We start from the raw sequence: 15,256 nt of genomic DNA on the forward strand, positions 1-15,256 counted from the left end.
TGTCGATGTCGAGGACATGCCGATGGTGCGTCGAGAACCTTGCGCGCAGGAGACTGTGTTCTGTAGACGTGATCACAGAAGAGGCGTTTGCATGCCAACTGCTGTTCAGCGCAGAACAGTAGGGGACGGTTCGGCACGCGCGGCATCAGGCGTCCAGCAGGAAGGGCCGAAGCGTCACCGGCACTGCTCCGGCTCCCGCAGGCACGGCAGGTGTCCCTTGCCCCGGATGACGTTCTGGCTGATGGACTCGTCGAGGTAGGCGAGGAATCCGGCGGCCAGGGACCCGGGGCGAGGGGGGCCGTAGGTGTAGGCGTACTCGATGTCCTTGTACGGGTAGGGACCGGCGCCCAGGTCGATGTGCCGGTCGTCGGGCCAGTCGCCCGCGAGGGGCACCGGGTTCACCTTGCCGCCCCGCTGCCTGGCGAGGCCGACTTCGCTGTAGCCGAGGGCGCCGGGCTGTTCCGCTATCTTGTTCAGAACGGCTCTGGTCGAGCTGAGTTCGCAGCGCGTGACGGTGTCGGCGGCCCGTGCGGGCGGCCGGCAGTCCAGTGACGTGCTGGGCGCCCGCTCCCACCCCTTGAGCACCCGGTCCTGGAAAATCTGCCGCGTACCCGACTCGTCCCCGCGGCTGACCAGGACGATCGGCAGGTCGGCGATCTCCTTCCGGCCGGGGACGACCTGACCCCAGCGCTGGTACCTGCCCGCATATATGTCCCGCACCTGTTGAAGGCTCAGTCCGTGCGGGCCGAGGTCGAGGTCCCTGTGGGCCACGAGGGTGAAGGAGGAGAGTGCCACCTTTTTCCTCGTCAGGTCCCAGCGCCGCCCCATCGGCCCGTCCGAGAAGGCGATCACGGACCGGGCGGCGTTCGCCGACCGCTCACCCAGCTGTGCCAGTTCGGACACGCCGTCCTCGCTGCCCCGCGCCTCGACAGTGATGTCGGCGCCCTGACACTTGTCCTCGTACTGCTTGGCGAGCGTCTGGACGACGGGCTCGAAGGCGGTCGAGCCCGTCAGGGTCAACTCGCCCTGCTCGCACTCGATCGGGTTACCGACGCGCAGCACGATGATGCCGGCGAGGGAGAGCACGGCGAGGGCCAGCCCGCCGCTGAGCAGCCGGGCCGGGAGACTGAACGTACGCAGCTTCTCGTCCGGCTTGGGAGCGCTGTTGCGGTGGACCCGGCCGTCCCGGAGGCCGCCGATCAGCTTGACCTCCCCTTCGGCCGGACCGCCGGAGAGCAGCACCAACAGCTTGAAGTGATCGCCAGGGTTCAGCGGGACGCGCGGGATGGTCACGGTGCTGCCGACGTGTTCGAACCCGTTGGCGCTCGCGAAGTGACTGTTCAGGTGTTCGATGCCCGACGGCTGGGTGACCGCGACGGCCTGAACCGTTCGGCCCGTGAACTCGGCGGTCAGACCATGGACTTCGGACGAGGTGTAGTCATTGTCGGCGACGCTCTGCGATCCGTCGTTCTCGATGCGCAGCAGGACGAGAGACGCGTCGGCCATGTTCGGAACGTCGAAGTCGCCGAGGCGGGGGTTGGACGATCCGTCGCCTATGGGACTGTCCATCTGTACGCGGTATCCGATCAACTTGCGGCGCGGCACCCGGCGGTCGTACAGGAACATCGCGATGGGCACGAGCAGACCGAGGACGGACGTGCCGATGGCGATGACGTTCTCGATGCTCAGCCACTCCACTGGTGGTCCCCCGCCACTCCCAGAGCTCAGATGGTGGGGTCACCGTATGTCCGCCCGAACGGCTCTTCAGGACTCTGACCCCAATGTTCGCTTTACGTTCAACCGACCCGGCGAGCATGGAACTTTCGTCCCCCTCTCCCCCGGCCGGCCCACTTGGGGTGGCCGGCCAGGTCTTCTTGGCCGAACCATGTCAGTCCACCGAGGAGTCATTCCCCGATGTCGAGCCTCATGTCCGCCGAGATACGTACCGTCCCGGCGGCCGGCAGATCCGTACCACTCCAGGGCCATACCCTGCGTCTCGACATCCAGGGGTTGCGCGCGGTGGCCGTCGGGCTGGTGGTGCTTTCCCACGCCGGCGTGTCCCAGGTCAGCGGCGGTTACATCGGTGTCGACGTCTTCTTCGTGATATCTGGCTTCCTCATCACATCGTTGCTGCTGCGCGAGCTCGCCACCATCGGCCGGGTGTCGGTCCGTTCCTTCTACGCCCGCCGGGTACTGCGGCTGCTGCCCTCATCGTCCCTGGTCATCGCCGTCACTCTGGGTGGGACATGGCTGTTCCTGTCGAAGGCGCGGTTCGCCGAGTACGCGGGCGACGCTCTCGCCAGCGCGCTGTACGCGGTCAACTTGAGGCTGGCGGCGGCCGGTACGGACTATCTCGCCCACAACAGTCCGCCGTCGCCGTTCCAGCACTTCTGGTCGCTCGCCGTGGAGGAGCAGTTCTACCTGGTGTGGCCGCTGCTCCTGCTGCTCGCCTGGCGGGTCGCCCGCGGTCGGCGCCGACTCGTCGCGGTGCCGCTCGGGGTCCTGTGCCTGGGGTCGTTCGCCGCGAGCCTCCTGGTGACGAACTCCTCGGCGCCCTGGGCGTACTTCGGCTCCCTCACCCGCGCCTGGGAACTGGCCGCCGGTGCACTCCTGGCGCTGGGCACAGGACGTCTGAAACGGCTGCCCGCCGCCCTGGCGGCCCCGTTGACCTGGCTCGGCATGGCCTGCGTCATGCTGGCGGCGGTCTGGTACGACGACGCGACGCCTTTCCCCGGCTACCACGCTCTGCTGCCGGTCGCCGGTACCGCGCTCGTCCTGGCCGGCGGCTGCGTGCCCACCCCGCACGGCGCTGGGTTGCTGCTGGAGCGGCGACCGCTGGTGTGGGTCGGCGGGCTCTCGTACGGCTGGTACCTGTGGCACTGGCCGCTATTGGTCATAGCCCCGGCGGCGCTGGGCCGCGCCGACGGTACGGCCGACGTGCCGCTCGCGCTCGGGCTGTGCGCGGCGGCGCTGGGCCTGGCGTGGCTGACACTGCGCCTCGTCGAGGATCCGGTCCGCTTCCACCGGGCCTTCCGCCGGCGCCCCCGCCGCGCTTTGGTTCTCGGGGCAGCGTTGTCGGCCGGGGCCTCGGCGCTGTCCCTGACGGCGACGGCGGTCCCGCCGACGATCGAGGTCGGCGACCCCGCACCCGCGCTGACGCAGGCTCTCACCGGCACAACGGCCCCCAGTCGCTACACGGTCTTCAGGGGTTCCTTGAAGGACTTGCGGAATACCGGTCCCGCGAGCGGGATGATCGGCGACAGCAATTTCGCCTTGAACGAGCTGGGATGCCGCTCGAGTTCGACGTCGACGCGGGTGCCGTCGCCCGTGGGCGTCATCTGGAAGTTCCACCCACCCGACCCGAAGGGCGTCGAGTCGTGCGTGGTGACGGTGACCCTGTTCTGTGACGGATCCCATTCATAGCGTGCGTGCTCCCACGACTTGTCGTTCCCCTCAGTGACCTCAGCCCAGGTCTCGCCCCTTTCATGGACCTGGAAGTGCTCGGCGTCGATGGAAGGCCACTGCTCGACTCGCGAGGGGCTGAAGTTGGTCAGTACCCCCATCACCTCGGAGGGGCTCATCGAGGAATTCAGATGAAAATGCAGGGAGGGCATGATCTGCTCCTGAGTTCTGGAAGGCGAAACCGGAAAGGCCCCATTCCTCAGCATGCGCCCCGGACTGCTCCGGCGCACGGGAATGGCCTTGCCGCAGCGAGCGCTCTCTCACTTGGTTCGATTGCGATCCCATGTCACAACGTTCCTGGTGATCAGCGAGGATGTCTCAACGTGTTCGCACGCCGCGTCGTAGAGGCGCGGGAGCGTCACCAGGAGCCGCCGGGCGGGGCGGTCGGCGACCACGTTGTCTGTGGACGTCGACCGTGATGGAGGGGAAGTTGAGATTGGCACTGTTGTCGGGGTTACGGCGGAACATGCGTCGCCGCGTCGGCATGACCACCCGGCGGCCGCGCTAGTGGATCAGGGAATTCGCAATGATGATCACTAGGCCGATCAGCATATCGAGGCCCCCTGCCAGGCACGAGGACACCCATCCGTGCCCGGCGGTGCGAGCGGCCCAGGCGCCCAGGCAGAACAGGGCGACGGTGTTGAACAGCAACGCCGCGTCCGCAGATGTGGCCTCCGCCCACCACCCGGCTACCGCGGCAAGCAGCAGCGCCACCGTAGGCAGCACGGCGACGACCAGTGGCCACTCGGTGAGCACCGACCGCAGTCTGCTTGCGGTGGCGGACCCGTCACGGGACGCACGCTGGGCGATGACATGCGCGTACCCATGGGCGGCACTCGACGCCAGCGCGGTGAGCAGCAGCCACAGCGCGTCCGCACCGGGATCGGCCTCCTCGCCCCCCGCGTCCAGCGCGGCCACCAGGGCGCTGGCCAGCACCAGTCCGTAGATGCCGCTGAACAGCCACTGCTCGGACGGCTGTCGCCGCAGGATTGCCCTTGGCGCGACGTCGTCGGGGCCGACACGGTCAGCGCGGTCGGGCATCGCATCGCCTCGTGCGGGGAGGGGGCTGGGTCCGCACATGCTCACCCGCCTGAGGTCACGGAACACGACGCCACGCGGGTGAGTGTCGATGTTGTGCCCCAAAGGGGGGCGTGTCATGGCGGTCGATGTCCTGGGGTGGCTTGATGCGGACGCGATGCCCCCCCCCCCGCAGCCGTGAGGTGAACGTTGGTGACGAAACTGAGCCCAGTTCCCGCGATAGTCGTGAAGAAACCAGGTAGATCGGCTGTATGTTCTCCGAATCGACGGGCACGAGGAGCAACGGAGGTTGATAACTATGGTTCCCCTGCTTCTCGTCCTGCTTCTGGCGCTGGTCCTCTTCGGCGCGGGATTCGCACTGAAGGCACTGTGGTGGCTCGCCGTCATCGTGCTGGTCGTCTGGCTGCTGGGCTTCGTGATGCGCAGCGCGGGCACAGGCGGCCGCAAGGGCCGCTGGTATCGCTGGTAACCAACTGGTCAGCAGTCAGCCTGTGGGCCCCGGGGCACCCCGGGGCCCACAGCTGTGGCCCGGTGAAGCCGTGGTACCTGCGGCCAGGCCCGCCGCCCGTCGTCCCGGCGAACCTGCGTGGCCGCAAGGTCGGGATCCCGCAGAAGAGCGTCGAGCTCTTCCTGATGCTGCCCCAGCTGGCGGGGGTTGGTGAGGTGGTGTGCTGGGCTGGAGCGCCTGTGCGCCCCGGCGAGCCCCCTGCCGACCATGTGAGGCGCGGCGCACGGTCGACTCCATGGGGCATATCGGGGGGCTGGAGTGCGTGGGCCGTGGTGACGGCTGTGGGTGCCCGCAGGGTGCGGTGCTGACGATCGATGCGGGGATTGCGGTGTACCGCTGTGACGACTGCCGGCACTACTGGGGGTTGGACGAGACGGAGCCCGGCCGGCGGCCAGTGGTGGATGACGGGCTGACACGGCCGGCGGGTGATCCGGATGAGGCGGCGCACCGCGGAACCGCGGCATAAGACGGAGAGAGATCGCGTCTACCAGACGGCTGGCTCACTCCGCCCCGAGGCCGCCTCCGGGCTCACTCGCGAGGCCTACCCGGCTGGGTGCTGGTCAGTGGGAACGACCCGGAAGACGGGTCGCTCCCACTGACCCCGCTGCGTGTGATCACGATCCTGGGCATGGCGTCGGTCCAGGTCACCGTGGTCTGCGTAGGACGACTGGTGGCGATGGTGCGGCGCGGAACCGTGTTCTCCCCCGCCGCCTTCCGGTCCGTGGACGACGTGATCTGACGCCGACTGACGTCGGCACGTACGGGGTGATGGCCCGGCGGTCGTGCCCGAGTCGAGAGCCGCAGAGGTCGGAGGGGCACCGGATTCAGTCGGATGTGACCAAAAGACAAAGGCAAGGAGAGACCTCTCCTTGCCACTCTTAACTTATAGCGCACCGGGGGGCTTGCCGCAAGACCCGGGGCGTCGCGCAGAATCCTCCGTCGAGACCACAACCGACGGAAAGTGGGGGCACGACGTGCGTGTGTCGTTGTCGACGCATGGGCGACGCGGTGACGTCGAACCAGTGATGAGGGCAACCGGTGCAGGACGACCGAGCACGGCCGGCACGGAGGCAGCGCAATGATTGACCGGTACGTGTTGGACCTTCAGGAGATCGACGAGACGCAGGTCGCGGTCGTCGGCGGCAAGGGTGCGCATCTGGGCGGGCTGTCGGGGATCGAGGGCGTCCACGTGCCGGGGGGCTTTTGCGTGACGACGGACGCCTTCCGGCGGATCATGGCGGAAGTCCCGTCGATCGACGATCTGCTCGAACGGCTGTCGCGCTTGAACCCGGATGACCGGCAGGAGATCCGCACGCTCAGCGCGCAGATTCGCCGGGCCATCGAAGAAATCGCCATCCCGGGCGAGCCGGCGGCGGCGATCACCCGGGCTCTCGCCCGGTTCGGTGAGCAAGCCGCCTACGCCGTCCGGTCCAGCGCGACGGCAGAGGACCTGCCGACAGCCTCGTTCGCCGGCCAGCAGGACACGTACCTGAACATCGTGGGGCCGACGGCGATCCTCCAGCACGTCAGCCGGTGCTGGGCCTCGCTGTTCACCGAACGGGCCGTGACCTACCGTCAGCGGAACGGCATCGACCACCGCGCCGTTCATATGGCCGTGGTCGTGCAGCGGATGGTCCTTCCGCATGCGGCCGGCATCCTGTTCACGGCCGACCCGGTCACGGGCAACCGGAAAGTCGCCACCGTGGACGCCGGCTTCGGGCTCGGCGAGGCCCTGGTCTCCGGCCTGGTGAACCCGGACGTCTTCAAGGTGCGAGGCGACGAAGTCGTCGCCAAGGCGATCGCCGCCAAGCGGCGTGCCGTTCACGCACTGCCGGCGGGTGGAACTCAGGAAGTGGCGATCGACTCGCGGCGGCAGGAGCAGCCCGCGCTGACGGATACGCAGGTCGTGCAGCTCGTGCAGCTCGGGCGGCGGATCGAGGCACACTTCGGCCGCCCTCAGGACATCGAATGGTGCCTGGCCGAGGATGGCTTCCGGATCGTTCAGAGTCGGCCGATCACGACGCTGTTCCCCATCCCGGAGACCGGCGATCAGGAGAATCACGTCTACGTCTCCGTCGGTCATCAGCAGATGATGACCGACCCCATGAAGCCCCTCGGGCTCTCCGTGTGGCAGCTGACGGCCATGGCGCCGATGCACGAGGCCGGCGGGAGGCTGTTCGTGGACGTCACCCGGCGCCTGGCCTCACCCGCGAGCCGGGCCGGCCTCCTGGACATCGTGGGCAGAGGCGACCCGTTGGTCAGGGACGCTCTGGAGACGGTCCTCGATCTCGAGGATTTCGTCCGGGCTCTCCCGGACGCGGATCCGGGCGGGCCGCCGGTCGGCGGCGCGTCCACCTCGATCGAGACCGATCCGGCCATCGTCACCGAGCTGATCGAGCGTAGCGAGGCGTCCGTCGCCGCCCTGGAACGCGATATCCGGACGAAGTCCGGACCCGAGCTGTTCGACTTCCTGCTGGAGGCCTTCGACGAGCACAAGCGCGTCCTCAGTGATCCGCTGAGCATGCAGGTGATCATGGCGGGGATGCAGGCCACCTGGTGGCTGAATGACAAGCTGCACGAGTGGCTGGGCGAGAAGAACGCGGCTGACACACTCACGCTGTCCGCTCCGGACAACATCACGTCGGAGATGGGTCTGGCGCTGCTGGACGTCGCGGACGTGATCCGCCCTCATCCGGACGTGGTGGCGTTCCTGCGGGGCGTCGAGGACGAAGACTTCCTGGACGAGCTGGCGAAGCTCGCCGGCGGGACCGAGGCGCGCGACGCCATCGAGGCCTACCTCGACCGGTACGGCATGCGCTGCGTCGGCGAGATCGACATCACCAGGCCTCGTTGGCGCGAGCGCCCCGCCACGGTCGTGCCCGTGATCCTCGACAACGTCAGGAACTTCGAGCCGGGCGCCGCCGGGCGGCGCTTCGAGCAAGGGCGGCAGAAGGCGCAGCAGAAGGAACAGGACGTGCTGTCACGCTTGCGGGCCCTGCCGGACGGGGACCAGAAGGCCGACGAGACCAAGCGGATGATCGACCGGGTCAGGACCTTCATCGGGTACCGCGAGTACCCGAAGTACGGCATCATCAGCCGCTACTTCGTGTACAAGCAGGCCCTGCTGAGGGAAGCCGAGCGCCTCGTGCAGGCCGACGTGGTTCCTGAGAAGGAGGACATCTTCTACCTCACGTTCCAGGAGCTCCGTGACGTCGTGCGCTCACACCAGGTGGATGACCAGCTCATCCAGCAGCGCAAGGAGGCGTTCCGGTCGTACCAGGCGCTCACACCGCCCCGGGTCCTCACATCGGAGGGCGAGGCCGTGAACGGGGCGTACCGGCGCGACGACGTGCCGGCCGGTGCCCTGGCCGGCCTGCCCGTTTCCGCCGGGAGCGTCGAGGGAAGGGCCCGGGTCATCCTCGACATGGCGGAGGCCGATCTTGAAGCGGGCGACATCCTGGTCACGGCCTACACGGACCCCAGCTGGTCGCCCCTGTTCGTCGGAATCACCGGCCTGGTGACGGAGGTGGGCGGCCTGATGACCCATGGCGCGGTGATCGCCCGGGAGTACGGTTTGCCGGCCGTGGTGGGCGTGGAGCAGGCCACCCGGCTGATCCGGGACGGGCAGCGGATCCGCGTGCACGGGACCGACGGGTACGTCGAGATCCTGGCCTAGAGGTCCTGGCCTGGCCGTTGCCCGCGTCTCCCCCGGCGGACGGGTGGCTCGCTCAAGCCGTCCGTACCTCTTCGGCCTCGGCGCGGGCACGGTCCGCGGCCTCGTGATCACCGGCCAGGGCGTGTGCCTTGGCCAGGGTGTCGAGGCCGACGGCCAGCCACCTGCTGGAGCCGATCTGTCTCCAGAGGCTGACGGCGGCTTCGGCGCGTCTGCGGGCGGGTGCCGAGCGGCCCACCGCGAGGTGGGCCTCGGCGAGCGCGTACAGCGTCGCCGCCTCGCCCCAGAGGTTGCCGAATTCCCGGTAGCTCCACAGGCTTCGGGCCAGCAGGCGGCGGCCTTCCCGGTGCTCGCCCTGCCGGACCAGGACATCGCCGAGCCAGCACGTCGCGTGGGTGGCACTGAGGCGGTCTCCGAGGTCCTCACTGATCGCGACGGCCAGCCGGTAGGCATCGGCGGCGGCCGGGTAGGCGCCGAGTGCGCGATGGCTCTGGCCCAGACATCGCAGGGCCTGGGCCTCACCCGGTCGGTAGCCGGCGACCCGGCTGACCCGCAGGCACTTCGTGAACCGGGCAGCAGCGGCTTCGACACGGCCCTGCTCGAGGTCGATGACGCCGAGGCCGTTGGTCGCGTAGACGAGACAGTTGACGTTGCCCGCCGATTCGGCGAGCTCGGCGGCCTCCTCGAAGTGGAACGCCGCGGAGGTGTACTGGCCGAGGAGCCGGTGCACATAGGCCAGCCCGGCCGTGGCACTGGCCCGGTACGTGGGCCCCTGGCCCTCGGCGAGCTGCAGGGCCTGTTCGAAGTGGTCGAGTGCTTCCGTATAGCGGTCGAGGATGGTGGTGAGTTCGCCGAGGCAACGGTGGACCTTCGCGGCGCTGTGCCGGTCGCCGCTGCTCAGGGCCGCTTTGAGCGCGCGGTTCTGGAGCCTCTCCCAGTCGTCGAAGTGGCTGCCGACCTGGAAGAGGGTCGTGAGGGCGGTGGCCAGCCCGGCGGCGGGTGCGACGCCGTCCGTTGCGTCCAGCGCCTGCTCTGCCACGTCGATGAGGAACTGGCGTTCGTCGTTGAACCAGGTCAGCGGATCGGCAAGCAGTTGATCGGCCTCGGCGGCGGCCAGCCGCCAGGAGGCCAGGTCCAGCTGTGAGATGCCTTGGAAGTCGACACTCAGGGCGTCCGCGGCGAGGTCGGCGAGATGGAGGCTCGCCCCGAGCAACCGGGTGAGCGCGGCCGTGCGATCCTGCTCCTGGACGTCCTGCTCCGCGCGCTCCCTGGCGAACAGCCTCACCAGGTCGTGCAGTTGGTAGCGGATTCCGGTGGCGTTCGCCGAACTGATCTGCACCAGGTGCACTTCGACCAGGTCGTCGAGGACGGCCTCCGCCTTAGGCAGGTCCGCGTCCAGCAGCGCTGCCAGCGCCCAGGCGGCGAAGTTCGGCCCGGGCAGCAGAGCGATCATCCGCAGAGCACGCTGTGTCGCCGGGGTCATCTGCTGGTAGGTCAGTTCGAGGCTGGCCCGCACGGCGATGTGGCCGACGGCCAGCTCGTCGAGCTTGCGCTGCTCGTCGGCGAGGGCGCGCGCCACCTTGGCCAGGGGCCAGTGCGGTCGAGCGGCCAGCCGGGCGCCGGCGACCCACACCGCAAGGGGAAGGCCACCGCAGGTCTCCACGATGGAGCGGGCCGGGTCCGGCTCCGCGTCGGTCCGGTCCCGGCCCAGCATCTCGCGCAGCAGGTCGAGCCCCGTCGCGGTGTCCAGTACGCCCAGGGGGAGCCGGCGTCCGCTCAGCTCCGCCATGGTCGTCCGGCTGGTGACGACGGCGGCACAGCCCACACCGCTGGGCAGGAGGTCGCTCACCTGCTGGGCACTGGCGGCGTTGTCCAGGACGACGAGCATCTGCCGCCCTGCCAGCAGGGTGCGGTAGAGATGGACGCGGTCGGTCAGCTCTGCGGGCACGGTACCGCCGGGGATGCCGAGCGCGCGCAGGAAGGTGCCGAGGACCGTGAACGGCTCGGCCGGCTCGTCACCGAAGCCCCGCAGATCCGCGTGGAGTTGACCGTCCGGGAAGCGGGAGGCGAGCAGGTGCCCCGTGCGGACCGCGAAGGCGGTCTTGCCCACCCCGGCGGCGCCGGTGACCAGCAGCGTCACGGGACCGGGCCGTTCTTCGCCGAGCAGTCGGCGCGCCTCGTCCACCTCGTCCTTGCGGCCGACGAAGAGTGACAGGTCCGCCGGGAGGAGCCGGGGTACGAGCTGGCGCGCCATGGGCGGGTTCGTCGCCGTGCCGCTCTTGCCGGCCGGTTTCGCGGTGGCGGGCGGCGCAGCGGAGCGGGGCGCGGCCGGCTCCGGGTCGCCGGCGAGGATTTGTTCGTACAGCCGCCGCAACGCCGCCCCGGGGTCGACACCCAGCTCGTCGGCGAGCCGGCGCCGGGCGCGCTCGTACGTCTCCAGTGCTTCGGCCTGCCGTCCGCACCGGTACAGGGCCAGGATCAGTTGCCCGATCACCCGTTCGTCGAGCGGATACGCCTCGGCCCGGGCGGCCAGTTCGCTCACCATCCCGTCGTGCTGTGCAAGGCGCAGCCGCACATCGACCAGCTCCAGCTGGGCGGCCAGCCGCTCGCCGTCGAGGAGGTGGCGCTGTGCGTTGAACCACGGGGTGTCCACCCCCGCGAACGCGCTGCCTCGCCACAATGCCAGGGCTTCGCGCCACAGAACCTCGGCCTGCCCGTCACACCCCGTCTTTCGGGCCCGGCCGGACAGTTCGCGGAAGCGGTGTGCGTCGACCACCGAGGGCTCGACCGCCAGCCGGTAGCCGCCGCCCCGCTCCCGCGTGATGGCCGTACCGTCGGCCGCCAGTGCATGCCTCAGCCGGGAGACGTATCCGTACAGCTTCCGCCGGCCGTGCACCGGCTCGGCGTGCCCCCACACCCGGTCCACCAGGGCGTCGACCGACACCGCCCGGTCCGCGTCGACGAGCAGCGCCGCCAGCACGCGCCGCTGCATCGCATGCCCCACATCGATCGCGACCCCGTCCCGCCGTACCTCGATGGTCCCCAGGATTGCGAAGCGGACGGCCATCACCCCTCCTGCGACACCCGATCGTCTCCACGCCACACTCTGGGCGCCACCCACCTGCGATTCCAGACGGAATCAAGCTATTCCGAAGGTTTGCCGACACCCCTTCCGGCACCGTGAACTGCACGTTCCCGTCCAACGCGTTCATGGGCCTCGCCCGCTTGCAATGCGACAGCGAGACCACAGTTGAAGGAGAGACACGAATGAGGAAACTCCCCATACGCCTGCAATCCAAGGTGGCGGCGTCTGCGGCCGTGCTGATGGCCGGCGCTTCTCTGCTGCTGACGGCACCGCAGGCCAGTGCCAGGACGATCTGCTACGACGAGGTCGACTACGTGCGGAACTCCTCGGGCGCGAACGGCGCGTCCGGGCGGGCCAGCTTCTGCTACGACGAGGACAACGGCTACTTCGAGACCAACACGGGGCAGAACTGGGTCAAGGACCTGGTCAACGGCGACGGCGTAGCCGCGCGCTTGTGGGTGGTCTACCAGTACCCCGGCGAGGGCTTCGACCGTCAGATCCTGCGTGCCACGGACACGGTCAGCACCTCTGGGGCCACCTCGTGGGCGTGGTCCGGTTACGTCGACTACGCCGGCGCCTATGTGTGCCTGGGCACCACCGCGCCTCTGACCAGCAAGGCCCGCTGCAACCTGTTGTACGACACCTTGGGCTTCGACGGGAATGACTGACGCACGGGCTGCGCCCCGGCTCAGCTGGTCAGGCCGACGAGCACTCGGCGCAGGAGTGGTATGAACTGGGTCTGGGGGCGGGGGGCGGCGTCGGAGGCCGCTTGGTCGGCCAATGCCTGTGCTACGAGCGGGTGGCGTCCCGTGGCGGCGGCCTTGATCAGGTAGGCGGCCTGGGCCTTTCGTCGGGTCGTGGGAGAGCGTCGCCCGTCCAGTTCGGCTCGGGCGAACTGGGTCACGAGTGCGTTCAGGAGGCCGATGGTCTGCAATTTCGACTGCTCGGACAGGGCCGTGGGGGCCAGTGCGCGCAGGGCGTATTCGAGGTGGTCGAGGCCGTTGGGTCCGAGTCGGAGCGGTTCGGTGGGGATGTCCAGAAGCCACGGGTGGCGCAGGTGAACCTCCTTTGACCGGACGGCGAGGACCAGCAGGTCCTCGACGGGGTCACCGCTGAGCGGGATGGTCAGGTCGACTTCTCCCGCCACGGCGTCCGTCATGAGGTCCAGCAGTTCGTCACGGTCGGCGAGGTAGCGGTACAAGGAGGCCGGTCCGGTGGCGAGTTTGGACGCCACCTGCCTCATGGACACCGCCACGAGGCCCTCGGCGTCGGCCAGTTCGACAGCGGCTGCGGCGATCTGGGCGCGGCTGCGCTCGGGGGCGGGGCCGCGGGCTCCGCGTTCGGGCCGTTCCCACACGGTCACCGGCTCTTCGGCCGCCGGGTCTCCTGTTCCTCGCCTCGTCACGTCACCTATCCTATTACTGCGAACATCGATCGCAGTAATAGGAGGCGCCATGGATGAGCCGTCGTCACCGGCCTGGACCCCCGTCCGCTGGGCCGAGAACGGCAACGTGCGGCTGGCCTACGACCAACTGGCCACGGGCGGCGACGGGGAGCCCCTGCTCCTGGTCGTCGGACTGGGTGCCGCGCGCCAGTGGATTCCGGACGGGTTGTGCCACCTGCTCGCCGAGCAGGGGTTCGCCGTGGCCCGTTACGACCAGCGCGACGGCGGCCAGTCCACCCACCTGCCGCCCGGCACCACCCGCAATCCCTTCGCCGCGCTGTTCGGGAAGCGCGGCGAGGCATACACCGCCGAGGACATGACCGACGACGCCATCGCGGTCATGGACGGCCTCGGGTGGGACTCGGCCCATCTGTTCGGAACGTCCTTGGGCGGCGCCATCGTTCAGCGCATCGCGATCCGCCACCCCGAACGCGTCCGCAGCCTCACCTCGATGTCGGCCGTACCGGGCGACGCCAAGGGCCTGGCCACCCTGCGATATCTGCGCACGGGGACGCTGGCGAAGCTGTCCCGGATGAAGTTTCCCGCCACACCCGAGGGCACCGTCGAGGCCGGGGTCGCCCTGGCCCGGCTGATCTCCTCGCCCGGCTACCCGTTCGACGAGCGGGCCGCCCGGGCGACCGCCGAGCGGATCGCCGACACCGGCATCAAGGACGCGGAGGCGCAGAGTCGCCAGATCGGCGCCCAGTGGCACGGTCCCGCGATCAGCACCATCGCCAAGCCCACCCTGGTGCTGCACGGCGACGGCGACCCGCTGATCAAGATGAGCGCCGCCCGCGCGACCGCGGCCCGCATCCCCGGCGCTCGCCTGGTCACCCTGCCCGGCGTGGGCCACGATCTCCCCGAGCCCATATGGGGCGAGGTGGCCACCCGGATCCGTCAACTGGCAGACGCCGCGCAATAGCCGCCGCTGAGGCCCTCACCTCATGGGAGTCCCACGACGGGTGGTGAGGTCAGCCACGGGGCAGGAGGAGGCGGGCCAGGGCTGCGGTGGCAAGGAGGAGGGCTGCGACGGCGAGGAGGCCGATGCGCATGCCCGGGAGGGAGAAGTCGCCGCCGGGGCCGGAGAGCAGGCCGCCGAAGAGGGCGACGGCGAGCGCACCGCCGGTCTGGCGGAGGGAGTTGAGCAGTCCGGACGCGGTTCCGGCGCGCTCCGGCGGAACGGCGTCCATGAGCAGCGCGGTCAGCGCGGGCACCGCGAGCGCTCCGCCGATGCTCAGGGGCAGCAGCAGGACGAGCACCAGCCATACCGGGGTGTGCGCGGCCAGGGGCAGCATGGCCAGCATCGCCGAGATGAAGACCAGTTGCCCGGTGACGATCACCGGGCGTCGCCCGATCCGCTCCGACAGGCGCGGGGACACCAGGTTGGTGGCCGTCACCACTGCAGACATGGGGACGAACATCAGCCCGGCCGCGATGGCCGACATTCCGCGCAACTGCTGGTAGTACAGCCCGAGCAGGAAGACCCCGCCGTAGAAGGCGGCGTTGACGGCGAAACCGACCGCGAGCGCGACGGCCACGCTGCGGTCCCTCAGCATGGCCGGGGGGACCATGGGGTGGCGATGCCTCGCCTCCACCACGCAGAAGGCGCACGCGGAGGCGAGGGCGAGCGCGGCTGCGGCCAGCACAGGGGCGCTGGTCCAGCCCAGGTGGCCGCCCTCGATCACCGCGAAGGCCAGCCCGGCCAGGGCCAGTACGGCGGTGAGCTGGCCGCCGAAGTCCAGGGCGGCGGGCCGGCGCGGGGAGCGCGGTACCCGGATGAGCAGGGCCAGGATCACCGCACCCACGGGGAGGTTGAGCAGGAAGACCGCCCGCCAGCCGGCCAAGTCGGTGAGCAGCCCGCCCAGTACCGGACCCGCGGCCATCGCCACCGAGCCGCCGACCGTCCACAGCGCGATGGCGCGGGCACGCGCCCGGGGGTCCGGGTAGGCCTGCCGGATCAGCGCCAGGGATGCCGGCATCACGACCGCTGCGGCGGCGCCCTGCGCCACGCGCGCGCCGACCAGCACGCCGATGCCGGGTGCGAGC

General features: G+C 69.7%; 10 protein-coding genes and 1 pseudogene. 6 read left to right on the forward strand and 5 right to left on the reverse strand.

Annotated features, from left to right (window positions below; translation table 11 throughout):
• Positions 1-174 precede the first annotated feature (174 nt).
• A complete protein-coding gene (locus SSQG_RS00575; protein WP_039931700.1) occupies positions 175-1,698 on the reverse strand; it encodes a substrate-binding domain-containing protein in 1,524 nt (507 codons plus the stop codon).
• A 216-nt stretch (positions 1,699-1,914) separates the two neighbouring features.
• Here SSQG_RS00575 and SSQG_RS00580 point away from each other — a divergent pair, with 216 nt between their 5' ends.
• Positions 1,915-3,423 (forward strand): acyltransferase family protein, encoded by a 1,509-nt coding sequence (locus tag SSQG_RS00580; protein WP_003987692.1) that lies wholly within the window; start codon positions 1,915-1,917, stop codon positions 3,421-3,423.
• Between the two features lie 543 nt (positions 3,424-3,966).
• On the opposite strand, the gene SSQG_RS00585 is transcribed toward SSQG_RS00580, so the two are convergent.
• Positions 3,967-4,503, reverse strand: a complete 537-nt coding sequence (locus SSQG_RS00585) for a hypothetical protein (RefSeq protein WP_003987693.1) — start codon at positions 4,501-4,503, stop codon at positions 3,967-3,969.
• A 295-nt stretch (positions 4,504-4,798) separates the two neighbouring features.
• Here SSQG_RS00585 and SSQG_RS00590 point away from each other — a divergent pair, with 295 nt between their 5' ends.
• From SSQG_RS00590 to rph, 3 genes and pseudogenes are all read left to right on the forward strand, one after another.
• The gene (locus SSQG_RS00590; RefSeq protein ID WP_039931701.1) at positions 4,799-4,969 is read left to right on the forward strand and encodes a hypothetical protein; all 171 of its coding nucleotides are present in this window, start codon (positions 4,799-4,801) and stop codon (positions 4,967-4,969) included.
• A 589-nt stretch (positions 4,970-5,558) separates the two neighbouring features.
• Positions 5,559-5,744: pseudogene (locus tag SSQG_RS00595) on the forward strand (DUF2975 domain-containing protein); the annotation flags it as partial.
• 342 nt (positions 5,745-6,086) lie between these two features.
• Positions 6,087-8,684, forward strand: coding sequence for a rifamycin-inactivating phosphotransferase (gene rph, locus SSQG_RS00600; RefSeq protein WP_003987696.1), 2,598 nt, complete (start codon positions 6,087-6,089; stop codon positions 8,682-8,684).
• Between the two features lie 52 nt (positions 8,685-8,736).
• Here the strand turns inward: rph and SSQG_RS00605 are convergent, their stop codons facing one another.
• Positions 8,737-11,748, reverse strand: coding sequence for an AfsR/SARP family transcriptional regulator (locus SSQG_RS00605; RefSeq protein WP_003987697.1), 3,012 nt, complete (start codon positions 11,746-11,748; stop codon positions 8,737-8,739).
• A gap of 200 nt (positions 11,749-11,948) precedes the next feature.
• Between SSQG_RS00605 and SSQG_RS00610 the strand changes: the two genes are divergently transcribed.
• Positions 11,949-12,434, forward strand: coding sequence for a hypothetical protein (locus SSQG_RS00610; RefSeq protein ID WP_039931702.1), 486 nt, complete (start codon positions 11,949-11,951; stop codon positions 12,432-12,434).
• Between the two features lie 20 nt (positions 12,435-12,454).
• On the opposite strand, the gene SSQG_RS00615 is transcribed toward SSQG_RS00610, so the two are convergent.
• On the reverse strand, positions 12,455-13,171 hold the full coding sequence (locus tag SSQG_RS00615; protein ID WP_003987699.1) for a TetR/AcrR family transcriptional regulator: 717 nt from the start codon (positions 13,169-13,171) through the stop codon (positions 12,455-12,457).
• Positions 13,172-13,220: 49 nt separating this feature from the next.
• On the opposite strand from SSQG_RS00615, the gene SSQG_RS00620 reads away from it, so the two are divergent.
• The gene (locus SSQG_RS00620) at positions 13,221-14,132 is read left to right on the forward strand and encodes an alpha/beta fold hydrolase (RefSeq protein WP_003987700.1); all 912 of its coding nucleotides are present in this window, start codon (positions 13,221-13,223) and stop codon (positions 14,130-14,132) included.
• 49 nt (positions 14,133-14,181) lie between these two features.
• Here SSQG_RS00620 and SSQG_RS00625 read toward each other — a convergent pair.
• A partial coding sequence (locus SSQG_RS00625; protein WP_039931705.1) for an MFS transporter occupies positions 14,182-15,256 on the reverse strand: 1,075 nt, incomplete at its 5' end.

The sequence above is a fragment of the Streptomyces viridochromogenes DSM 40736 genome (assembly GCF_000158955.1).
GTDB classification, from domain to species: Bacteria; Actinomycetota; Actinomycetes; order Streptomycetales; family Streptomycetaceae; genus Streptomyces; species Streptomyces venetus.

Bases quoted from the DNA above. Each gene is read 5' to 3' on its own strand.
- SSQG_RS00580 (WP_003987692.1), top strand. From the start codon at position 1,915: ATGTCGAGCCTCATGTCCGCCGAGATACGTACCGTCCCGGCGGCCGGC.
- SSQG_RS00585 (WP_003987693.1), bottom strand. From the start codon at position 4,503: ATGCCCGACCGCGCTGACCGTGTCGGCCCCGACGACGTCGCGCCAAGG.
- SSQG_RS00590 (WP_039931701.1), top strand. From the start codon at position 4,799: ATGGTTCCCCTGCTTCTCGTCCTGCTTCTGGCGCTGGTCCTCTTCGGC.
- rph (WP_003987696.1), top strand. From the start codon at position 6,087: ATGATTGACCGGTACGTGTTGGACCTTCAGGAGATCGACGAGACGCAG.
- SSQG_RS00605 (WP_003987697.1), bottom strand. From the start codon at position 11,748: ATGGCCGTCCGCTTCGCAATCCTGGGGACCATCGAGGTACGGCGGGAC.
- SSQG_RS00610 (WP_039931702.1), top strand. From the start codon at position 11,949: ATGAGGAAACTCCCCATACGCCTGCAATCCAAGGTGGCGGCGTCTGCG.
- SSQG_RS00620 (WP_003987700.1), top strand. From the start codon at position 13,221: ATGGATGAGCCGTCGTCACCGGCCTGGACCCCCGTCCGCTGGGCCGAG.